The organism is Candidatus Omnitrophota bacterium, assembly GCA_028716245.1.
Taxonomy (GTDB): Bacteria; Omnitrophota; Gorgyraeia; order Gygaellales; family Profunditerraquicolaceae; genus UBA6249.
The window spans coordinates 141,282-162,124 of sequence record JAQUQW010000001.1 but is presented as its reverse complement, the minus strand read 5'-3'; the positions used below and the strand labels follow the sequence as shown (position 1 = coordinate 162,124).

Annotated in this window: 22 protein-coding genes; 1 reads left to right on the top strand and 21 read right to left on the bottom strand. The window is 42.0% G+C overall.

Annotation, left to right across the window (positions count from 1 at the left end):
• Position 1: 1 nt before the first annotated feature.
• From hisI to PHG87_00820, 11 genes are all read right to left on the bottom strand, one after another.
• Positions 2 to 334, bottom strand: coding sequence for a phosphoribosyl-AMP cyclohydrolase (gene hisI, locus PHG87_00870; GenBank protein ID MDD5476754.1), 333 nt, complete (start codon positions 332 to 334; stop codon positions 2 to 4).
• Positions 331 to 1,086: an imidazole glycerol phosphate synthase subunit HisF gene (gene hisF / locus PHG87_00865; protein MDD5476753.1), complete on the bottom strand. Its 756-nt coding sequence runs from the start codon at positions 1,084 to 1,086 to the stop codon at positions 331 to 333. Before hisF ends, hisI begins: the two co-directional genes overlap by 4 nt.
• A 35-nt stretch (positions 1,087 to 1,121) precedes the next feature.
• Entirely contained in the window at positions 1,122 to 1,556 is a 435-nt protein-coding gene (locus PHG87_00860) for a peptidoglycan-binding domain-containing protein (protein ID MDD5476752.1), read from the bottom strand.
• 45 nt (positions 1,557 to 1,601) lie between these two features.
• A complete protein-coding gene (gene hisA / locus PHG87_00855; protein MDD5476751.1) occupies positions 1,602 to 2,339 on the bottom strand; it encodes a 1-(5-phosphoribosyl)-5-[(5-phosphoribosylamino)methylideneamino]imidazole-4-carboxamide isomerase in 738 nt (245 codons plus the stop codon).
• Positions 2,333 to 2,947 (bottom strand): imidazole glycerol phosphate synthase subunit HisH, encoded by a 615-nt coding sequence (gene hisH, locus PHG87_00850; protein MDD5476750.1) that lies wholly within the window; start codon positions 2,945 to 2,947, stop codon positions 2,333 to 2,335. The genes hisA and hisH overlap by 7 nt, the downstream gene beginning before the upstream one ends.
• Positions 2,947 to 3,558, bottom strand: coding sequence for an imidazoleglycerol-phosphate dehydratase (locus tag PHG87_00845; GenBank protein ID MDD5476749.1), 612 nt, complete (start codon positions 3,556 to 3,558; stop codon positions 2,947 to 2,949). The genes hisH and PHG87_00845 overlap by 1 nt, the downstream gene beginning before the upstream one ends.
• A gap of 16 nt (positions 3,559 to 3,574) precedes the next feature.
• On the bottom strand, positions 3,575 to 4,801 hold the full coding sequence (gene hisD / locus PHG87_00840; protein ID MDD5476748.1) for a histidinol dehydrogenase: 1,227 nt from the start codon (positions 4,799 to 4,801) through the stop codon (positions 3,575 to 3,577).
• Positions 4,798 to 7,434, bottom strand: coding sequence for an alanine--tRNA ligase (alaS, locus tag PHG87_00835; protein MDD5476747.1), 2,637 nt, complete (start codon positions 7,432 to 7,434; stop codon positions 4,798 to 4,800). Before alaS ends, hisD begins: the two co-directional genes overlap by 4 nt.
• The gene (locus tag PHG87_00830) at positions 7,431 to 7,931 is read right to left on the bottom strand and encodes a regulatory protein RecX (GenBank protein MDD5476746.1); all 501 of its coding nucleotides are present in this window, start codon (positions 7,929 to 7,931) and stop codon (positions 7,431 to 7,433) included. Before PHG87_00830 ends, alaS begins: the two co-directional genes overlap by 4 nt.
• On the bottom strand, positions 7,891 to 8,916 hold the full coding sequence (gene recA, locus PHG87_00825; GenBank protein ID MDD5476745.1) for a recombinase RecA: 1,026 nt from the start codon (positions 8,914 to 8,916) through the stop codon (positions 7,891 to 7,893). The genes PHG87_00830 and recA overlap by 41 nt, the downstream gene beginning before the upstream one ends.
• 135 nt (positions 8,917 to 9,051) lie before the next feature.
• Entirely contained in the window at positions 9,052 to 9,888 is an 837-nt protein-coding gene (locus PHG87_00820; protein MDD5476744.1) for a tail fiber domain-containing protein, read from the bottom strand.
• Positions 9,889 to 10,044: 156 nt separating this feature from the next.
• On the opposite strand from PHG87_00820, the gene PHG87_00815 reads away from it, so the two are divergent.
• Positions 10,045 to 11,229 carry a diguanylate cyclase gene (locus PHG87_00815; protein MDD5476743.1) on the top strand — a complete coding sequence of 395 codons (1,185 nt, stop codon included), beginning with the start codon at positions 10,045 to 10,047 and terminating at the stop codon, positions 11,227 to 11,229.
• A gap of 2 nt (positions 11,230 to 11,231) precedes the next feature.
• Here PHG87_00815 and PHG87_00810 read toward each other — a convergent pair whose 3' ends face one another.
• The 10 genes from PHG87_00810 to PHG87_00765 all read right to left on the bottom strand — a co-directional run bounded on the left by PHG87_00810 (position 11,232) and on the right by PHG87_00765 (position 20,806).
• Positions 11,232 to 14,426, bottom strand: coding sequence for an AAA family ATPase (locus PHG87_00810; GenBank protein MDD5476742.1), 3,195 nt, complete (start codon positions 14,424 to 14,426; stop codon positions 11,232 to 11,234).
• Positions 14,427 to 14,482: 56 nt separating this feature from the next.
• Entirely contained in the window at positions 14,483 to 14,662 is a 180-nt protein-coding gene (locus PHG87_00805; protein MDD5476741.1) for a helix-turn-helix domain-containing protein, read from the bottom strand.
• A 136-nt stretch (positions 14,663 to 14,798) separates the two neighbouring features.
• Entirely contained in the window at positions 14,799 to 15,647 is an 849-nt protein-coding gene (locus PHG87_00800) for an IS1 family transposase (GenBank protein MDD5476740.1), read from the bottom strand.
• A gap of 121 nt (positions 15,648 to 15,768) precedes the next feature.
• Positions 15,769 to 16,104, bottom strand: coding sequence for a hypothetical protein (locus PHG87_00795; GenBank protein ID MDD5476739.1), 336 nt, complete (start codon positions 16,102 to 16,104; stop codon positions 15,769 to 15,771).
• Complete coding sequence (locus PHG87_00790) at positions 16,101 to 16,487, bottom strand: hypothetical protein (protein ID MDD5476738.1); 387 nt, start codon at positions 16,485 to 16,487, stop codon at positions 16,101 to 16,103. Before PHG87_00790 ends, PHG87_00795 begins: the two co-directional genes overlap by 4 nt.
• A 50-nt stretch (positions 16,488 to 16,537) precedes the next feature.
• Complete coding sequence (locus PHG87_00785) at positions 16,538 to 16,789, bottom strand: hypothetical protein (GenBank protein ID MDD5476737.1); 252 nt, start codon at positions 16,787 to 16,789, stop codon at positions 16,538 to 16,540.
• 30 nt (positions 16,790 to 16,819) lie between these two features.
• Positions 16,820 to 17,416: a hypothetical protein gene (locus tag PHG87_00780; protein ID MDD5476736.1), complete on the bottom strand. Its 597-nt coding sequence runs from the start codon at positions 17,414 to 17,416 to the stop codon at positions 16,820 to 16,822.
• Between the two features lie 248 nt (positions 17,417 to 17,664).
• A complete protein-coding gene (locus PHG87_00775; GenBank protein ID MDD5476735.1) occupies positions 17,665 to 18,867 on the bottom strand; it encodes an electron transfer flavoprotein subunit alpha in 1,203 nt (400 codons plus the stop codon).
• Between the two features lie 2 nt (positions 18,868 to 18,869).
• Positions 18,870 to 19,652: an electron transfer flavoprotein subunit beta/FixA family protein gene (locus PHG87_00770; GenBank protein ID MDD5476734.1), complete on the bottom strand. Its 783-nt coding sequence runs from the start codon at positions 19,650 to 19,652 to the stop codon at positions 18,870 to 18,872.
• A gap of 2 nt (positions 19,653 to 19,654) precedes the next feature.
• On the bottom strand, positions 19,655 to 20,806 hold the full coding sequence (locus tag PHG87_00765) for an acyl-CoA dehydrogenase family protein (GenBank protein ID MDD5476733.1): 1,152 nt from the start codon (positions 20,804 to 20,806) through the stop codon (positions 19,655 to 19,657).
• Between the last annotated feature and the right edge of the window lie 37 nt (positions 20,807 to 20,843).

The following is a 20,843-nucleotide window of genomic DNA, read 5'->3' as shown; positions in this document are numbered from 1 at the left end:
CCTATCTTATCCTTTTATAAAAACAACTCCTATTACCGGTATGGCAGGCTTTACCTACCTGGCGCACTTTGATTAAGAGCGCATCCAGATCGCAATCATAGGCAATTGCTTTAACAAACTGAAAGTGCCCGCTGGTTAACCCTTTTACCCAATATTCTTTGCGCGAACGCGACCAAAAACAGGTTTTACCCAATTTTAAAGTACGCCGCAGCGATTCTTTGTTCATATAAGCAAGCATCAATACCTGGCTATTTTTGTAATCCTGGATAATCGCCGGGATCAATCCATCCTTATTGAACTTTAAACTTCCCAATCTAAAATTTATCTTTCTCATAATCTTACAGCTACCCCTCTTTCTTTTAAATAATTCTTTACCTGTTTTACGGAAAATTCCTGATAGTGAAAAAGTGAAGCGGCTAACGCGGCATCCGCGCCGGCCTTGACAAAGACATTATAAAAATCCTCTAACGAACCTGCCCCTCCTGAGGCAATTACCGGGATATGCACTTTTTCGGCAACTGCCTTGGTCAACTCTAAATCATAGCCATTCTTGGTCCCATCAAAATCCATACTGGTCAAAAGGATCTCCCCTGCCCCCAGCCTGGCTGCTTTTTCCGCCCAGGTCAGCGCGTTAATCCCCGTAGGAGTCCTGCCGCCGTTAACAAAAACTTCCCAGTGATCATCCTGCTTTTTGGCGTCAATGGCCACGACGATACACTGGCTGCCGAATCTTTTTGCCGCATCGCTGATTAACTGCGGAAATTTTACCGCCTGCGTATTAACTGAAACTTTCTCAGCTCCGGCATTTAAAATATTGCGGATATCCTCGATCTCGCCGATGCCTCCGCCGACTGTAAAAGGCATAAAGATGTTTTGAGCAATCTTTTGGACCAAAGCCACCAAAGTTTTTCTGTTTTCAAAACTAGCAGTAATATCCAAGAATACCAGTTCATCCGCTCCCTGCTGATCGTAGGCCCGGGCCGCCTCAACCGGATCCCCGGCATCGCGTAAGCCCAAAAACTTTACTCCCTTGACCACACGGCCATCCTTAATATCCAAACAGGGGATAATACGTTTACTTAACATATATTTTATTTACCAAAATCCTTGCTCGGCCTTACTTATTTAACCTTCTTTTCAAGATAATCTTTTAAAACTATCCAGGTATTCTTGCCGACCTTACCGTTAACAGGAAGATTGTTTGCTTTCTGAAACTCCCTTACTGCTTTGCGCGTTTTCTTACCCATCTTACCGTCAACAGTACCCTGATAATATCCGGCATTTTTTAAAGCTGTTTGAATCTGTTTCGGATCTGCCTGCTGCTTAGCTTCGCCAACCCTACCCTCAACCACATTAACATCTCCGCTGCCCTTTACCGAAGTTTCTTTCAAACTGTTAAGTTCGTCATCTTTTTCCTTTAACTGCGCCTCAAGCGCCGAAACTTTGTCCCTTAACCCCTGGATTTCTAAAGCATCGTTTTTACGCATTGTAGCGCACCCGCTTAAAGAAAAAACAAAAACCACCGCTAACCCCAACAACAATACTCTTTTTGCCATGCCCCCTCCTTTTTTGTCTACGAAGACAACACCCGCGCAATTCCGCTAAGCGCGGGGTGTCTTACCTTTTAATTTCAACGCCTCAACTAAAGTAAATTTACCTTCATACAGCGCTTTACCAATAATCACCCCAACCAAACCCTGTTTTTTAAGCTGCTTAAGCCTTACTAAATCTTTTAAATCAGAAACCCCTCCGGAAGCAATGACCTTTAGCCCGGTTAACTTAAGCAATTCTTTAATCCCCAGGATATTCGGGCCGGCCAAAGTCCCATCCTTGGAAATATCCGTATAAATTATTTGCTTAAAACCTATCTTCTTTAAATCTTTGGTAAAATCCAAAGTGGTTTTGGCAACTTTGCGATTCCAGCCTTGCGTCAAGACCTCACCGTTCTTTGCGTCAATACTCACAATAATTTTTTCGCCAAATTTCTTCCAGGCTTTTTTTAAAAATTCTTCATCACCGGCGGCTTTGGTGCCTAAAATGACTCTCTGTACCCCCAAAGTAAACAGCCTGGATATTGTTTCTATGCTTCTTACTCCGCCGCCAAATTCAACCGGTATGCCAACCTGGATTACGATCTCCTTTAAAACTCCTAAATTTTTAGGCGCCCCGCTGGAAGCCCCGTCCAGATCCACAATGTGTAAAAATTTTGCCCCCTGCCTGGCCCAATGTTTGGCTACCTTGACCGGGTCGCTGGAATAAACCTTTTCCCGGTTAAACTTTCCCTGAAAAAGCCGCACGACCTTGCCACCCCTTAAATCAATTGCCGGTATAATTAACATCGCTCCACAAAATTTTTGATTATCTTTAAACCGGTTGCCTGGCTTTTTTCCGGATGAAACTGCGCGCCGTAAACATTATCCTTCCACAAAACACTGGCAAATTCCAATCCATAATGGGTAGTCGCTGCAATCACCGATTTATCAGCAGGATCAGGATAATAGGAGTGGCAAAAATAAACCTGAGAATTATCGGTTATCCCATTCAACAGAGGACAATTACCAGCCGTAACTTTAAGATCATTCCATCCCATGTGCGGAACTTTCAAACCAGATTCAGAATGAAATTTAACTACCTGACCGCCAAAAATACCCAGGCCCTTATTAACTTTTGCCTCCTGGCTGCTCTCAAACAAAAGCTGCAACCCTAAACAAATTCCCAGAAACGCTTTTTTTTGATTAACCTGCTCCTTAATGACTCGGATTAAATCCTGCTTCTCTAATTCAAAGATCGCGTCATCAAAAGCCCCTACCCCGGGCAGCACCATTTTATCGCAAGAGCTTATATCGTTTTTTTTATTCGTGATTACCGGCCTTGCGCCAAAAAGCGCCACGGCCTTGGCCACGCTATGAATATTACCCATGCCATAGTCGATAATCGCGATCTTCATTAGTCAATAACGCCTTTAGTCGAAGGAATGCCTTTTCTGCGCGGGTCAATTTGAGTGGCTTGATCCAAAGCAATACCCAATCCCTTAAAAATAGGCTCTAAGTTGGTGTGTAAGTCAGGATTCAAACTTGAAATGGTAATATCCAAATTCATCCCCAATCTCTTGGCAAATGCCTCAAAAAAATGATTGGCGTATTCAAAAGAATAACCTTCATTATTCTCAAATTTCGAAACCTTATTCACTACGCTTTTTATCCCGCTAAAAAATCCTCTGCCGCTGATATCTACTACCACGTTAGCCACTACATCTTCCATCGGTACAGCAATGGAACCGAATCTCTTAATTCCTTTTTTATCTCCCAGGGCCTTTTTAAAAGCATCCCCTAAAACAATCCCGATATCTTCATTAGTGTGATGAATATCCACCTTAAGATCGCCCTTGGCCAAAATTTCCAAATCAAATAGGCCATGAAAACTAAATAATTCAAGCATATGATCCAAGATACCTATACCGGTATCAATTTTGCTTTTGCCCTGGCCTCCGATCAATAGCTTTACGCTAATCTGCGTCTCTTTAGTTTTTCTTTTGATTACGGCAACTCTTTTCTTCATTAACCTACCTCTTAAATTATAAAAACCTGCTCTTGACGGAATCGACGTGATTCTGCAGGCCTTCAATACCAGCAATCTTCTCTAACGGCTCGCGTATTTTTTCCAGCGCCTTTTTGGAATAACTAATTATGTGGCTGCTCTTAATAAAATCGGAAACATTTAAACCGGAGAAAAACCTGGCTGTTCCGGAAGTTGGCAAAACATGGCTTGGCCCGGCAACATAATCCCCTACCGCCACAGGGCTATAAGGGCCTAAAAATATCGCTCCGGCATTTTTTATGTCTTTAAGCAATCCCTTAGGATTCTGCACAAGAATCTCTAAATGTTCCGGGGCGATCTTATTAGCAATCTCAGCAGCTTGTTTTAAATTTTTGGTCAAAATGATATAGCCGTTATCCCCGTCTAACCGGGATTTTACTTCATTGGCTAAACTCTTAGAATTGGTAATTAATATCGCCAAACCTTTAGCATGTTCAGCTTGAGCGCGAAGATCGGCGATAATATATTTCGGGTCGCTAAAACGATTGGCAATAATTACCAGCTCCGTGGGCCCGGCAATCATATCGATGTCCACCGCGCCAAATACCTGTCGCTTGGCTTCGCTGACATAAATATTCCCCGGCCCGACAATCTTGTCCACTCGGGGAATAGTTTTAGTCCCGTAAGCTAAAGCCGCGATCCCTTGCGCCCCTCCGACCCGGTAAATTTCATCAACCTTAAGCAGGTCGGCGATTACCAAAATGTGCGGATTAATATACCCGTTCTTATCCGGCGGACTGATCATTACGATTTTTTTAACTTGCGCCAACTTTGCCGGTAATACGCTCATATAAACGGTAGAGACCAGAGGAGCGGTCCCGGCGGGTATATAAACACCGATCCTCTCTAAAGGCGAATAATTTTCACCCAAAACAACTCCTTCGGCGCCCTTAATCCTCCAGGACTTACGCAGCTGCTTGCGGTAAAAATGGTTTATATTTTCCATGATTACTTTAAGGGAAGAAACAAAATTCGGGCTGATATTGGCGTAAGCTCCGCTGATTTCGATCTGGGAAACTTTTAACTGGCGCAGGCTAAGTTTGACCTTATCGAATTTACGGGTATATTTAATCAAGGCCTCATCACCGAAAAAACGCACATCGTCGATAATCTTGCTGACCTTTTCCTCAACGCGCCTCTGGCGTAACTGGCCGCGGTTATAAATCTTCTCTAATTTTTTACTGGTAAAACGGATTATTTTCATAACTTAATTATTATATCCTTTATTTTATCAAATACCAGCGCAAAATTCTCCGGGGCGTTGCCGCCGGCTTGGGCAAAATCCCCCCTGCCGCCGCCGCTTCCGCCGATAAGCGGGGCAACCTGAAGAATGATATTTTTGGCGCTTAACCCTTTTGCGCATAAATCCGCGGTTAAGCCGATTACTAAAGATGCCCTGCTGCCGTCTTGAGCGCCTAAAACAATTACCGCCCGGTTTAACTTTACTTTAATCATATCTGCCAGAAGCCGCAATGCATTCATATCTAAATTGTTTTCAACTGAAAAAACAACATTCATTCCGTTTATCGTTACGCTCTTCTGCGAAAGCTCAAGTGATTTAGCCGGCAGCAGATTATTAATTTCCGCGCTGCGCTTCTTTTCCTGCGCCTTTAGTTCCGCTAGCCTGCTTTTCTTCTTAGATTCTTCAATGGCCTTCTGCTTTTGATCCTTGACAAACTGTTCCGCGAACTTAGCAGTAACCGCTTCAACCCTTCTTATCCCGCTGGCTACGGAGCTTTCGCTGATTATCTTTATCAAACCGATTTGTTTAATATTGGCAAGATGCGTGCCGCCGCACAATTCTTTTGAAATATTCCCTATTTGGACCAGGCGGACATTTTCGCCATACTTCTCTTCAAAAAACGCCAAGGCCCCCAGCTTCTTCGCATCTTTAAGCGCCATCTCTTGAGAATCCACCGCATAATTTTTGATAATATAGCTATTGGCTAACTCTTCAACTCTGGCAATTTCTCCCTCGGATAATCCTTTAAAATGTGTAAAATCAAAACGGAGTTTTTCTTCGTTTACTAAAGACCCCTGCTGTTGGACATGGTTTCCTAGAACTTCACGTAAGGATGCCTGTAAAATATGGGTAGCCGTGTGATTCCTGGCAATATTTAACCTGCGCTGGACATTTATCTTGGCAACGGCTTTGTCATCTTTCTTAAAATTACCGGATTTGACCCGGCCGATATGTAAAATAACATTATTAATCTTTTTTGTATCCAAAACTTCAAAAATATTTTTTCCATTTATCAATTCCCCGGTATCCCCAACCTGTCCGCCGCTTTCTGCATAAAACGGAGTTTGATCTAGAACAACCTGTATTTTATTCCCGGATGAAGTCTCATTTACTTCCTTGCCGTCTTTTAATATAGCCAGAATATTGGTTTGCGTAGAATTCTCTTTGTAGCCGACAAACTTAGTTTCTTTTAGTTTTAAGCCTAATCCTTTAGCGTCAAAGACATCCCCCTTCATTTTACTGAATGATTTTGAAAGGTTCTTCTGTTTATCCAACTCGTTCTGATAAGCCGATTCAAAATTCTCACCAACTTTAATGAACCTTATATTTAATTCATCCTTTGTTATCTCCAGCGGAATGCCATTAGTATCATATAATCTAAAAGCAGAAATACCTAAGGCCCCGGAAGTAGCCGCACTAGCAATAGTAAAACCTTCTTTCTTTGGATCATTTTCTAACTCTTTTTTAACTTTTTCAATTTCGTTATCTATTAAGGTACTGCTTAAACTCAGGGTATTAATAAAATTATTCTCTTCATTCAAAATAACCTGGGCAATATCCTCCTGCCTATCCTTTAAATCCGGATAAGGCTTATGCATAATCTGGACAACCACACCCACTAGTTTATTTAAAAACGGTTCATTTATCCCTAAACTTCTTAAATGCAGAACACTCTTGCGGATGATTTTTCTAACTATATACCCGCGGCCTTCATTAGAAGGAGAAATCCCGTCATATATCGAAAAAACTACAGCCCGTACATGGTCAGCAATCGCGTAAAAAAATTCATTATTGTCTTTTTGATTTACCTCTGAAAAATGTTTTATCTCCTTAATTATCGGCTCAAATAAATCCGTCTGAAAGTTATTCTGCTTGCCCTGCATCAGCGCCGCTAATCTCTCAAGGCCCATGCCGGTATCGATATTCTTATTAGGCAATGGCTCCAAGGATCCATCGGCTTTACGATTAAATTGGGTAAACACCAAATTCCAAATTTCAGCAAACCTCCCGCAACTGCAAGCCGGCGTGCAATCCGGTTTTTTACATCCCACATCATTTCCAAAATCAAAAAATATCTCTGAACAGGGGCCGCAAGGGCCATTTGGGCCTTTAGCCTTTGCTTCCGCCGGCCAGAAATTGTCCTTATCCCCTAATCTGACAATTTTCTGCGCGGGAATTTTTACAACACTCTTCCAGATATCATAAGCCTCAGCATCATCCTGATATACTGAAACCCAAAGTTTATCCGCGGGTATCCTTAGTTCTTCGGTCAAAAACTCCCAGGCCCAGGATATCGCTTCTTTCTTGAAATAATCCCCGAAAGAAAAATTTCCCAGCATTTCAAAAAAAGTATGGTGCACGCTGGTCTTGCCTACTTTATCCAGGTCATCCGTGCGCAGGCAGCGCTGTGAAGTAGAGGCGCGCTTAAAACCAGAATCAAAACCCAGGAATTCTTTTTTGAATTGATTCATCCCGGCAGGAGTAAATAGCACCGTCGGGTCATCCTTGGGAACTAAAGAATCGCTGTCAATAATTTTGTGTTTCCTGGCTTTAAAAAAATCCAGGAATTTTTCTCTTAAAATATCCGCGGTCATAATTGTTGGATTATTTCACCTACTACATCCGGTGAGAAACCTCGGCGCAATAAATACGCGTATACCCGCGCTTTTGCTTTCTGCGGCTCTATCTTGCTTAACCTTGAAAATCTCTGCTGAGCTAGCTGGCTGACTACCTGATCTTCGCTGTAATCTTTTTTTGCCTGGACCAGCGAATCCTCAATAATTCCTTTATTTAAGCCTTTAGCGATAAGCTCTTGTTTTATTCTTCTTATGCCAAACGGCCGCTTAAGACGGGAGGCCACCCAACCCTTGGCAAAAACGCGGTCATCGATAAACTCTTTATCCTTTAAAAAATTAACCGTATCCTGGCTTAATTCTTCGGAGAATCCTTTTTGCTTTAGCCGCCCCTTTAGCTCAGCTTCACTGCGCAGGCGAAATTTTAGGAGCAGAAAAGCATAGGCTCTGGCTTTTTCCGCGTTATGGCTTTGCGGCTTATTCAGCCTCGCTTGACTTTTTACGTGCTGCTTTTTCAATATCTTCCTGTACTTTTGGATTCTCTTTTAAGAATTTTATCGCCGCCTCCCTGCCCTGGCCTAATTTCTTATCTTCATATGAAAGCCAGGTACCGGATTTAGCGACAACTTCTAAATTTACCGCCGCATCAATCACCGCGCCGGTTTTTGCGATCCCTTCATTGTGCAGAATATCAAATTCGGCCTCGCGAAAAGGCGGAGCAACTTTATTTTTCACTACCCTTACCCTGACATGATTACCAATAACTTTATCCGCTTCTTTTAAGTAAGCAATCCTGCGCACATCCAATCTTACTGATGAATAAAATTTAAGCGCCCGGCCTCCCGGAGTTGTCTCAGGAGAACCAAACATCACGCCGATTTTTTCCCGCAGCTGATTGATAAAAATTACGGTAGTGCGCGATTTGCTGATTGAGCCGGTCAATTTACGCAATGCCTGGGACATCAGGCGCGCCTGAAGCCCCATATGCGAATCACCCATCTCTCCTTCGATTTCCGCCCGCGGGGTCAATGCCGCCACCGAATCAATCACCACTAAATCCACGGCATTGGAACGCACCAGGGTTTCGGCAATCTCTAAAGCCTGCTCACCCGTATCCGGCTGAGAAATTAACAGGTCATCTAAGTTTACGCCGATTAACTTGGCATAAGTTGAATCAAAAGCATGTTCAGCATCGATAAAAGCCGCTACTCCGCTTTTTTTCTGGATTTCTCTTATCGCCGTTAAAGTAAGCGTGGTCTTTCCGGAAGCTTCCGGGCCGAATATTTCGATTACTCTGCCGCGCGGCAAGCCTCCTACGCCTAAAGCTAAATCAAGAGTAAGGGCGCCTGTAGGAATAACCTCAACGTTAGCCTTGGTGTGGGCCCCCAGCTTCATAATTGAACCTTTGCCAAACTGTTTTTCAATCTGGGCAAGCGCTAGTTCCAGCGCTTTTTGACGATCAGAACTGTCTTTTACCTCTTCTTTTTTCTTATCTATTACCATTTTAATCCTCCACTTTTTAAATTTGAGTAAATATTATAACCTGCCCCCACCGCACTGTCAAACAATAAAAATCCCTCCTTTCTACGCCCAATAGACGTAATAAGGAGGGAGATCTAACACGAAAATATTATCTATTTATTTCTTCAGCATAGTTTTTATGCCTGCTAATTCCTCTTTTAATCCCTTGATTTCCTCTTGTTGGGCTTTAATAGCTTCCAAAAGCACAACAGTAAACTTATCATAGGCAAACGATTTGTAACCATCTGCGTCTGTGCTTATAAGTTCTGGAAACTGCTTTTCAATCTCCTGGGCAATTATCCCTATTTGCTTACCCTTCCGAAAACTTTTATCTTTAAAATCTTCACGCCTCCACTGAAACTTAACACCCCTCAACTTTAATACCCTGCCCAGTGTATCATTCGGCAAGCTCTCGATATTCTTTTTCCATCTTATATCAGAACCAGACCACACACCCGAAGAACAATACGCCTGTCCATTCACATCTAATCTATCCCAAATACTTACTGATCTTACGCCTCCAATTCCTCCGCTTCGACCCAAAATCATCAGAGTATTATAATTTGCTGCATTTTCAATTGCTGCCCATCCAGCGGTATTTCCAATACCAGTATGAGTACCTGTAGCAGTAGAAAAAATAAGAGAACCTCCACTATCATAAATATTACCATTAACATCCAGCTTCGCTCCAGGCGTCGACGTCCCGATGCCGACTTTACCCTTAATCCAAACATCTCCAGGATGAGCAATTGGGTCAGGAACATCGCCACTATCCAATACACCATTACCATTATTATCTCCTACACCCAATGTCTTACTTTGCAACTGATTATACGAACCATACGGCGAAGGATAATAGGTAGTAATGGTTATCTCTTCAGCAGCCGAAACAATGGTCGAAAAAAGAAGTATCGCGGAAAAAATTAATCCAATATCTCTTAGAAATCTAAGCATGATTACCTCCTTATATTTGTTAAAATCATTATATAATAATATAAAGCAATGTCAATAAAATAGGGACAGCGACTATTTTTTGATAAAATATTAGAATAAAAAATAGTCGCTGTCCCTATTTTAAATCCCCCTCTAACTTGACACTTAAACCAAAATATGCTAGATTTAACCATTATGGAAGAGTTAAGCAGGTTAAAAACCGAACTTGAGCGCACCAAGATTGAGCTAAAGATCCTTCATGAAGTCTCCAATGCTATGCGCACTACGCTAAAACTGGATGAAATCCTCTACATTATCCTCACCGGCGTAACTGCGCATACCGGGTTAGGGTTTAACCGCGCCATGCTCTTCTTGGTCAATGAAAAAGAAAAGATTATCGAGGGTAAAATGGGGATCGGGCCGGAAAACGGAGAAGAAGCCAATATCGCTTGGACTAAAATCGAAGAGGAAAAAATGGACCTTGAGGATTTAATCGGCGCCTTCAAAAACTCCAACGCTGTATTAGAATCAGGTTTTAACCGGCAGGTCCGGGATTTAAAAGTATCCATGCTTGATAAAAATGAAAACCCTCTGGCTTTGGCGGTATTAGAAGGCATGCCCCTGCATTTAACCGGACAAACCCTGCATCAATACCGTAATTCACCGGTAATCCAGACATTGGAAAGCAACGAGCTTGTGCTTATACCGTTAAAAGCTAAAGACCGGGTAAACGGGATTATCGTGGCGGACAATTTTATTACCAATGACCCGATTACCAAAGACGATATCCGCATGCTGACTATGCTTGCCAACCAGGCCGGCCTGGCAATCGAAAACTCCCAGCTTTTTGAATTAACCGTAGAGCGGGCGCATTCAGATTACCTGACCAATCTTTGGAACCATGGATATTTTCAATACCTGCTGCAAATAGAAGTTGAGAAAGCCAAGGCAACCAAAAGCCCCTTAAGCCTGATTACGGTAGATATCGATGATTTTAAAATTTACAATGATACGCTTGGACATCAGGCGGGAGATAAAATATTAAAAGACCTGGCTCTGCTCCTACGCAATCAATCACGCAAGATGGATTATGTTTGCCGGTATGGCGGCGAAGAGTTCACGATTATCCTGCCCCACACCGATAAAAAAGAAGCTTTCTTGATTGCCGAACGCATACGAATGGATATCCAAAAATACCCTTTCCTGAATGAAAAAATTTTTCCTAATAAGATGCTCACGGTGAGCTTGGGAATTTCTACCTTCCCTGAAAATGGGCAGCTTCCCGCGGAACTGATTACCTCTTCAGATAGATCACTTTACCAAGCCAAAAACAAAGGTAAGAATAATACCTGCTGCGGTTAATTTTAAACTGCAACCTGAGCTTCCTGCTCCTGCTGTTCCTTATTAGTCTGCGATAATTTCACGGATACGATCTTGGAAACCCCGGACTGCTCCATAGTAATACCGTACATAATATTGGCATTGACAATTGTTTTTTTGTTATGGGTAATGACGATAAACTGCGAAGTTTTAGCAAACTCTTGCAAGACCCTGGAAAACCTGTCGACATTAGCCTCATCAAGAGCCGCGTCAATCTCATCAAGAATACAGAACGGTGAAGGCTTCACTTTAAAAATCGCAAATATCAAAGCGATCGCCGACATCGTCTTTTCCCCGCCGCTTAAGAGCAAAACATTCTGGAGTTTCTTTCCCGGAGGCCGGCAGATAATTTCAATCCCCGACTCAAGCGGATCATTCTCATCCAGCAGGAAAAGCTGGGCGTCCCCGCCGTTAAAAAGCAAACGGAAATAATTCTTAAATTCAACCTTTACCTTCTCAAATGTTTCCATAAACATCTGCCGGGTCGTGCGGTTAATCTTTAAAATCGCCTGATGCAAAGATTCTTTGGCTCCCGAAAGGTCAGCCTGCTGCTGGATAAGAAAATCGTAGCGTTTCTTTAACTCATCGTACTCCTCAATCGCAACCAAATTCACCGTCCCGCAGGAATCAAGTTTTCTTTTTAATTCGCTGATTTCTCCGGATAAACCCGAATAATCCAATTCTTTTTCTTCCCAATTTCCTGAATCCAGCTCTACCTTATAGCAAGAGGACATTCTTTCTTTTAGGCTCGTATAACGGTAATCCAAGTCTTTATCCTGCATCGCCAGCTCATGCAGCCGGTTCTTAATTTGGTCTAATTGCTTGCGATCAGCTTCGATCTTTTTTACCAATCCGACTGTGCCTCCGGAAACCTCATTATAGCTGAGTTCAACCTCAGCAAAGGCGCTTTTTTTCCGCGTAATCTGGATTTCTGCTTCCTTAATCGTATCCTGACATTCAATAATCTCAAGTTTTAAAGCCTCCTGGCGGCCCCCGGTTTCGCTGATTTGCCTTACGATATTTTCAAGGCTGGCCTTATCCTGGCTGTAAGTTTCATCTAAGATCTTTAGAGTTGCTGCGTCAGAACTAAAACGCTTATTCAAAGCTTCAATTTCAGTCTTGGTTTGAGTAATCAAAACTAAAACCTCTTCGCGCGCTTTACTGTTTAAGGCAATGGCATCCTCCTGCCGGCTGATTAAATCCTGCCTAATCCTTTCCTGGCTATTCAAGTCAGAAAGCTGATTCTGGGAGGTAATTAAGTTCTGCTCAATCGCCGAAACCTCCCGTGCTACATCAGAGAGCTCCATCACAATAACATCCTCTTCTTCCTTGATTTTACCAAACTGTTCCCGGGTTCCCTGGAAACTTGATTCTTTATTCGCCAGAGTTATTTCATGATTGCGCAACTGCTGCTCTAAATCCGCAGACATCTTATTTAGTTCCGAAATACAGGCTTGGCGCAAGATCATCTTGTTCCGCAGCTCGCCCAGCTTCTCATCCAACCTTAAAATCTTTTCGTCGATTTTCTGCGTATCTAATTCGATAGGCTTGGCCTCTCCGCTTATTTTCAAGTCCTCCTGATTTTGGATCTTTACCACCAGGCCGGTCAGGCTCTCCTTAGGCAGCTTATCCAAATAAATCACCGCGTTTAGCGACTCGCCGATATCGTCATATTTATTCTTTAATTTCTCAAGGAACTCTTTATGCGAAACTAAAGTAATTTTCTCGCCTCCCAGGTCAACAATCTCTTTATTAATTTCACTTAGATTCTGCCCCTCCTGCTCAAGGCTAAGCTTTACATTGGAGATTTTCTGCCTGAACTCATCAACCAGCGCCCGGGTATTAGCCAATTCCTGGGTAACCTTATTCAAAGCATCCTCAGTAATTACTTTTTCCTCATAGACCTTGGCCTTTTCAATCTCCAGCCTTTTTTTACGCGCCAGGAATACCTGATGTTTAGAATTAAAATTTCCGATTTCGTTATGGATATTAGTGATCGCGACTTCTAAATCTAAAATTATCTTTTTACTTTCCGCAATAACCTCAAGCGAACTTTTAATCGAGCCGCTTAGCTTATTAAGCTCATCTTCCTTCTGCACCAGGATAGACTGCTTATTATCTATATCCTGTTTAAGGCTGTTGTATTCATCGCGCACCTTCCCCAATTTCTCCTCATCCTGGATAAGTTTGGCTTTTGCCTGGTCGATTTGGCCCTCTAAAACATTATTATTCTGGATTAATTCGGCAATACGCTGCTGATTAAAATTAATATGTTCGTTGCTGCGCACCAGGGTATTCTCCAAATTAAGCATCTGGCTGCGCGCCTCCATCATCGCTTCCTCCAAACTTTTCAACTCTGACTGGCGGTTGGCGATTTTTTCTTCCTGCTGCGCCACTAAATCCGCTAAGGCTGACTGCTCTTTTTCCAAGTCAGCCAGCTGCTGAATAAGCTCATCTTTTTCTTTAAGGATGATCTTTTTATCCAGATTTGCCAAATCGATTTCCTTTAATTTTAAATCCTCAAAAATTTCTTTATACCTTCTGGCTTTATTAGCCTGACGCTCAAGTGAGCTAATCTGGCGCTTGACCTCCGTAACAATATCATTTACGCGCAGGAGGTTCTGCTCGGTCTCCTCCAGCCTACGCATAGCTTCCCTTTTCTGGGCTTTATATTTGCTTATTCCGCTGGCCTCATCAAAAACAACCCGGCGGTCCTCCGGCCGGGAACTTAATACCAAATCAATCTTACCCTGGGCAATAATCGAATAACTCTCCGCTCCAATCCCCGTACCCAATAATATATCCAGGATATCCTTAAGGCGCACCGTGGTTTTATTAAGCATATACTCACTCTCACCGGATCGAAAAAGCCTGCGGGTAATCAATACTTCCGGATTATCGAGATTGAAAAAACGGTTGGTATTGTCAAAGGTCAAGCTCACCTCAGCCATACTTAACGGCTCTTTGTTATCCGTGCCATTAAAAATGACATCGAGCATCTCCGAGCCGCGCAGCGATTTGGCGGATTGCTCGCCCAGGACCCAGCGGATAGAATCAAAGATATTTGATTTTCCGCAGCCGTTTGGGCCAACTACAGCCGTAATTCCCGGTTCAAAATTAAGCGTAGTCTTATCGCAAAACGACTTAAAACCAACCAATTCCAGTCTTTTAAAATACATATTTATCCCCCTTGTGTACAAACACACACCGGCGCAATTCCGATTAGCGCCGGGTGCTAATGTGGTTGCGACTGGCCTTCAAGCCAATCATCAATTTTATCTTTTTTAAAGCGCCATTGCCCGACCAGCTTTAGCGCCGGTATCTTATTATGTTTTAACCAATCATAAATAGTGCGGCGAGTAACTTTTAAATAATCTGCTAAGTCTTCAATAGTCATCAAATTGCTATTAACCATAGTCGCATTATAAATAAAGGACTGTTTTTTGTCAAGGAAAATATTTACATTATTTAACATATAGGTATGATTAGTACTGATTTAAAGCAGATTACTGCAAAAATATGGGAAAGTTAGATTGGGTAGTGGGTCAGTTTCATTTTCTCGTCGAGGTCTCGTCGAGCAAATTTACGATATCTTCAATACTCCAAAGACGCTTAGTAATTCCACAAGCCATTGCAGGAGTTACTCTTAAGCTTTGATGAATCCGGCAAAAGTTATAATGCATAAAATGAAGCGCTACAGCGCAAGCTAAGTTATCCACTTTCTTTGAAAAGGCGTTAGTTAATCGGGTAAATCTTCTCATATTCATGCGCATAGTCAAGTTATTTCTTTCCGCAAAGCTTGTTGAGATATGCCGTGATTCGGGCGTTCCGTTGATAGGTCTTTCTTCTATCCCAACTACGGTAGGCGGACTATATCGCACTTCCGGATAATTCTCTGTCTCATGCCCGTATTTCTTAACAAGCATAGCATAGTCGATATCCTTTCCAAAGGCGTGGTTAACAGCAACTAAATAGGACTTGAAGCTGTCTGTGGTAAGTTGAACACGATACTTTAATCTCTTTTTTAAGTCTTTCATAAAACGTAAAGCAGAGATAGCGTCCCTGTTTCCAATATACCAAGAAGGCACAAGTTTGGTATCCGCACAGATCGCCGTCCAAGTCCAAACATTACCATAGCCGAATTTACCCTGCTTATCCTTAGGCACATTCTTAGCTTTGGCATAGCAAAAAGACCAGATTTCATCACATTGGAGACGTTTACAAGGCAATTTAACAAAAACCCTGTTTTGGTATTCTGTGCAGACCTTGCCGATGTCTTTAAGCAATTTTAAGACTGTGCCCTTGGCTACATTAGTCATGCGGCAGGTAGCACGAATAGAGTTGCCTTCGACGAGTGAGGCTATAACTTGGATTCTTTTCTCTTTAGTCAATTTATTCATGGTAGCGCTCCTTTCCTTATCTACATATATTATACTTGAGCGCTCAAGCATTGTCAAGTAAAAAATAACCGAGTTTTAATTAACTCGGCTATTGCCAAATATTAAGTTTCTTTAATTTATATTATGCGTTCGCTTGTGCCAATGTTTTTTCGAGTCTTTTTTCTAAACAATTTTCCATAACTCGGAAACGACCACAAGCCTCTTTTTTAGCTTCTTCCGTTGTTTTTTTGATCTTTTCAATAATAAATCTAACCGCTTGTACTGGATTAGATTTAAAGTTCAATATCCTAAATCCCGTAGGCATATTCGTAAAGATTCCGGCTTCCATAATAAGAACATCATCCACTTCAATAGCATACGAAGGTTCACCTGTCCTAAAAGAAACATAATATGTATCGGTTTCTTGTTCGTAAATTTCCTCGAAATCAATATTCATACAACCTTTTATACCTTTCATGCTTCTACCTCCTCAGGTTTAAATTCTTTACCTTTCTTAGGTTTTCCAACGGGATAAATGGTACATATCGTATTCCCATTATTTAAATCTATAATAACGGCAAAAAATTTAAATCTTTCACTTGCAGGGATTTCAATCTGTTCTGTTAGTTTATAACGAGCAAATTCCTTATAATAAAATACTTGTCCCTCTTTATTATGATGCAACCTTACATAATCAGGAGCAACAAGAGTTGTAGGAATTTTCTCGCTATTAAATCTGTACCACTGCCTTTCTGGTTTTGCACAAATTATCTCCCATTTCCAGCTAGATAATTTTACATCCCCATGAAACTTTGTTGGCAATGTTACGTATCCGTCAGAACCGAAATTTAACGAACACACGATCTACTCCTAGGTTACCATAAATTTGATTAAATTTCAAGTTATCAATTTTAACTTATGTAAAGTAGAAAGTCAAGATTTTTTTTCCAACGCTTTGTAGCCGCCAATATAGCTATATTTTTTCTTTGTTTAGCAGATAGTTTTTTTGCTCTAGCCTTACCACCCTTAAGTCCACCTAATCGGCCTAAAGCTACGGCAGCAGGGTTTTTGGTAGGTTGTTGCGTTGCGACTTCTGTAATTTGGCTAAGTATTGAAGCGGCTATCTGATTTTCGTCTTTATTTATGCTTGAGTGCTTAGGCATAAATATATTATGCCATATTTTTGTATAATTTCAAGATATTTTTTGTTTAGCAGGAGAGTGCACATCTACATCAGATATTGGTATGCTTTTCAGATTTAGTATGTGATTTCGCAATAAAACTCCAAACACAGACATTACATCTTGAACTATTATTCCTCGTGAATACGCTTCCTGCTTGATAGTATTCAATTCTTCTTCATTAAGGAAAGCTATCATTTTTTCTTTCGCAAGCTTCATAGAAGACATTTGAATATCATAAGCATTTTTAGGATTCTCTAACTCAACTTCTTTCACTAATTGTGGAAGATATTTCTCTAAGATTTTATTAGCACTAATTTTACTAACTATATCTTTTCCTGTTTCAGTTAAACTTATTGGACTCATTGCTGCCACTGTCTTTCTTGGATTCGTATTGTCGTAGATCAAATCTACTTTAGTTTTTAACTCAATAAACTTCTCGGCAAGATTTTCTATTCTTAATATCTTATCAGCATGATGTTTGAATTTTTCTGACCATTTTCCAACCTTATAAACTACCCAAAATAAACACCCCAACATTGCCAATAAAACAAAAACGCTACTATTAAGCTGTTTCATCAACTGTAATAAGACAGCGCCTATATCCATATCAATTCTCTCCTCAATATTGAAAATATATTCTAGCGATAGCCAGGGTGGGATTCATATTAACCTTATTCTATCAACACAAACAATATAGTCAAGCTTTATTAAAACTGCTGTTATTGTTTAAAATCAGGAATTTATTTTGGCTAGCCCCTTCAAATTGACCCACTACCTTAGATTGAAATTAGGGACAGCGACCATTTTTCCAACCAATTCTTAGACTCGGGAAAATGGTCGCTGTCCCTAATATTTTATTTTCGGAGAGATGTTTTGAAGGCTTGGATTAGAGCAGGAATAATTTGAAAGAGATCCCCCACTATACCGTAAGTTGCTACTTTAAAAATCGGTGCTTCGGGATCTTTGTTGATGGCGATAATAATTTTTGATGATTGCATTCCAACAAGATGCTGGATTTGACCGCTTATTCCGCAGGCAAAATAAATTTTCGGAGCAACGGTCCGGCCGGTCTGTCCGACCTGGTGTGAATAAGGCATCCAACCGGAGTCCACTGCCGCCCTGCTTGAACCAACAGCTGCACCCAGGACATGGGCTAGTTCCTCTAATAATTTAAAATTCTCATGAGAGCCCATTCCGCGGCCGCCGGAAACAATGATGTCTGCTTCGGATAAATTTACCGTAGTTTCAATTTCTTCGATAATATCCAGGAGTTTGGTGCGCGAAACATAAAACGAACTGTCAAAACTTTCTTTGATGATCCTGCCTTTACGTTTTTTATCCGCCGGCATAGGCGCAAAAACCTTATGCCTTACTGTTGCCATCTGCGGGCGGTAATTGGGAGAAATAATTGTGGCCATGATATTGCCGCCGAAAGCCGGGCGTGTCTGTAAAAGAATCTTTTTATCCGGGTCGATATCTAATCCCGTGCAGTCAGCGGTTAAGCCCGCCTTGATATTTATTGCCACCCGTGAAATCAAAGACCTGCCGATATTTGTGGCCCCGCATAAAAGTATCTCAGGCTTATATTTCTTAACCAACGCAACCAAAATATTTGTATAAGGCTCATCTTGAAAATTAGCCAACTCCGGCGCCTCTACCAGATAGATGTTATCAGCCCCGCAAAAAATCAACTCATCCAGCTGGTCTTCTAATTTATCGCCGATGAGAACCCCGCTTACCTGGCAATTTAATTTTTTAGCCAACTCCTGCGCCTTGCCTAATAATTCATATGAAACCGATTGCACCTTGCCATTTTTCTGCTCGATGAATACCCATATCCCCTTATAATCTTTGATATTGGGCAAAGCGCACTTGGCCGGAGTTTTTTCTAACAGCACCGCCTTGAATTTACAGGCATCTTTACATGCCCCGCAAAGCGTGCATTTATTCAAATCGATCACCGCTTTTTTATCCATTACGCGGATAGCATCAAACGGGCAGGCTTTAACGCATAATGAGCAACCCGTGCATTTTTCAACAATAATGGCAATCGGCATCTTTAATTAACCTCACCCTTAATCAAGTCCACCAGCTGTTTAGCAATTTCCGGAATCTCACCCTTAAGTATCTGGCCTCCAACCCTCGGGGCAGGAGTAAATATTTTTACCACTTGTGTCGGAGAACCGCATAAGCCAATCTGCTGCGGGTCTAAATCCAATTCTTTCTGGGTGAGTGTAGTAATCTTGGCGGATTTTGCGCGCATTAAACCTTTTAATGAAGGAATCCTGGGTTCATTAATCTCTTTAACTACGGTTAAAAGCGCCGGAAGTGGAGTTTCAATAATTTCAAAACCTTCCTCCAGCATTCTCTCCAAACGCATGGATTTGTCCGTTGCCTCTTCTACCTTTTTAACGTAAGTTACCTGCGGAATATTTAAATGCGTGGATATTCCCGGGCCAACCTGGGCCGTATCCCCGTCGGAAGCCTGTTTGCCGCAAATAATCAAATCAAATGCCCCAAGTTTTTTAATGGCCCCGGCCAAAGTATAGCTGGTTGCCCAGGTATCACTTCCGGCAAAAACCCGGTCGCAAACCAAATATCCTTCATCAGCCCCCATGGAAATTGCTTTGCGCAAAGCACCCTCCGCCTGAGGAGGCCCCATGGTAATTACGCTGACCTTACCAGCGAATCTTTCCTTAAGCCGCAGGGCTTCTTCAATAGCATACATATCAAAAGGGTTGATAATCGCCTTGACCCCTTCGCGCATCAGCGTATTGGTTTCAGGATTGATCCTTACATCAGTAGTTTCAGGAACTTGTTTTATGCAGACGATGATATTCATTTTTATTTAGCCATTTCCTTGATTACTTTCAAACCAATTATACCGCGCTGCACCTGGTTAGTTCCTTCGTATATCTGGGTGATCTTGGCGTCACGCACGTATTTTTCAATCGGATAATCTTTCATGTATCCATATCCGCCGAATAATTGCAGGGCATCCACGCTAACCCGCATCGCCACATCTGACGCGTACATCTTAGCCATAGCCGATTCCTTAGATACATCTTTTACTCCGGCATCCAGCATTCTAGCGGTTGAATAAACTAAACCGCGCGCTGCTTCAACTTCCGTGGCCATATCGGCAATCATCCATTGAATACCCTGAAAACTTGATATGGGCTTACCAAACTGCACTCTTTCGTGAACATATTTTACCGCCAGTTCCAAGGCCCCCTGAGCAATCCCTAACGCCTGCGCCGCGACACCCGGCCTGGACATATCAAAGGTCCTCATGGTCACGATAAAACCCATGCCTTCTTTTGCCAATAAATTTTCCGCGGGAACCTTGCAATCGGTAAAAATTAATTCCCGCGTGCTGGATGCCCGGATTCCAAACTTATCCTCTTTTTTCCCGAAAGTAAAACCGGGGGTTCCTTTTTCAACGATAAACGCGGTCGCTCCGCGGGCTCCTTTTGATTTATCAGTCATGGCAATCACAACGTAAGTTTCCGCATCCCCGCCATTAGTAATAAAATGCTTGAGGCCATTTAAAACATAATGGTTGCCTTCTTTTTTAGCCACAGTCTTTATTCCGGAGGCATCCGAACCGGCTTCCGGTTCAGTAACCGCGAATGCGGCGACTTTTTTCCCTTTGGCTAAATCCGGTAAATATTTTTTCTTTTGCTCATCAGTGCCAAATAAAACAATCGGAATTGTTCCCAGGGCGCTGGCCGCGTAGCAAACCGCGATCCCTCCGCAGGCGCGGGAAAACTCCTCGGTTGCCAAACATAGATTCATTGTGCTATTGGCAAATCCGCCGTACTCCTCTGGAATAAACAATCCAAACATATCACTCTCGCCCATTACTTTTAAAACCTCCCAGGGATACTCTTCACTAATATCATATTTAGCCGCAACCGGACGGATCTTCTCCTCGGCAATTTTATGCGCTAAATCTTTAATCATTTTTTGTTCTTCAGTCAATAAATAATCCATAGTTTCCTCCGGTTAATTTGAGAAATTATAACATAAA

Excerpts from the sequence above, each read along its gene's own strand:
- hisA (MDD5476751.1), bottom strand. The coding sequence starts at position 2,339 with ATGTTAATTATACCGGCAATTGATTTAAGGGGTGGCAAGGTCGTGCGG.
- hisD (MDD5476748.1), bottom strand. The coding sequence starts at position 4,801 with ATGAAAATAATCCGTTTTACCAGTAAAAAATTAGAGAAGATTTATAAC.
- PHG87_00775 (MDD5476735.1), bottom strand. The coding sequence starts at position 18,867 with ATGCCGATTGCCATTATTGTTGAAAAATGCACGGGTTGCTCATTATGC.
- PHG87_00860 (MDD5476752.1), bottom strand. The coding sequence starts at position 1,556 with ATGGCAAAAAGAGTATTGTTGTTGGGGTTAGCGGTGGTTTTTGTTTTT.
- hisH (MDD5476750.1), bottom strand. The coding sequence starts at position 2,947 with ATGAAGATCGCGATTATCGACTATGGCATGGGTAATATTCATAGCGTG.
- recA (MDD5476745.1), bottom strand. The coding sequence starts at position 8,916 with ATGGTAATAGATAAGAAAAAAGAAGAGGTAAAAGACAGTTCTGATCGT.
- hisI (MDD5476754.1), bottom strand. The coding sequence starts at position 334 with ATGAGAAAGATAAATTTTAGATTGGGAAGTTTAAAGTTCAATAAGGAT.
- PHG87_00805 (MDD5476741.1), bottom strand. The coding sequence starts at position 14,662 with ATGGTTAATAGCAATTTGATGACTATTGAAGACTTAGCAGATTATTTA.
- PHG87_00845 (MDD5476749.1), bottom strand. The coding sequence starts at position 3,558 with ATGAAGAAAAGAGTTGCCGTAATCAAAAGAAAAACTAAAGAGACGCAG.
- PHG87_00780 (MDD5476736.1), bottom strand. The coding sequence starts at position 17,416 with ATGGATATAGGCGCTGTCTTATTACAGTTGATGAAACAGCTTAATAGT.
- PHG87_00815 (MDD5476743.1), top strand. The coding sequence starts at position 10,045 with ATGCTAGATTTAACCATTATGGAAGAGTTAAGCAGGTTAAAAACCGAA.
- PHG87_00800 (MDD5476740.1), bottom strand. The coding sequence starts at position 15,647 with ATGAATAAATTGACTAAAGAGAAAAGAATCCAAGTTATAGCCTCACTC.
- PHG87_00770 (MDD5476734.1), bottom strand. The coding sequence starts at position 19,652 with ATGAATATCATCGTCTGCATAAAACAAGTTCCTGAAACTACTGATGTA.
- PHG87_00820 (MDD5476744.1), bottom strand. The coding sequence starts at position 9,888 with ATGCTTAGATTTCTAAGAGATATTGGATTAATTTTTTCCGCGATACTT.
- PHG87_00810 (MDD5476742.1), bottom strand. The coding sequence starts at position 14,426 with ATGTATTTTAAAAGACTGGAATTGGTTGGTTTTAAGTCGTTTTGCGAT.
- PHG87_00785 (MDD5476737.1), bottom strand. The coding sequence starts at position 16,789 with ATGCCTAAGCACTCAAGCATAAATAAAGACGAAAATCAGATAGCCGCT.
- PHG87_00765 (MDD5476733.1), bottom strand. The coding sequence starts at position 20,806 with ATGGATTATTTATTGACTGAAGAACAAAAAATGATTAAAGATTTAGCG.
- PHG87_00795 (MDD5476739.1), bottom strand. The coding sequence starts at position 16,104 with ATGAAAGGTATAAAAGGTTGTATGAATATTGATTTCGAGGAAATTTAC.
- alaS (MDD5476747.1), bottom strand. The coding sequence starts at position 7,434 with ATGACCGCGGATATTTTAAGAGAAAAATTCCTGGATTTTTTTAAAGCC.
- hisF (MDD5476753.1), bottom strand. The coding sequence starts at position 1,086 with ATGTTAAGTAAACGTATTATCCCCTGTTTGGATATTAAGGATGGCCGT.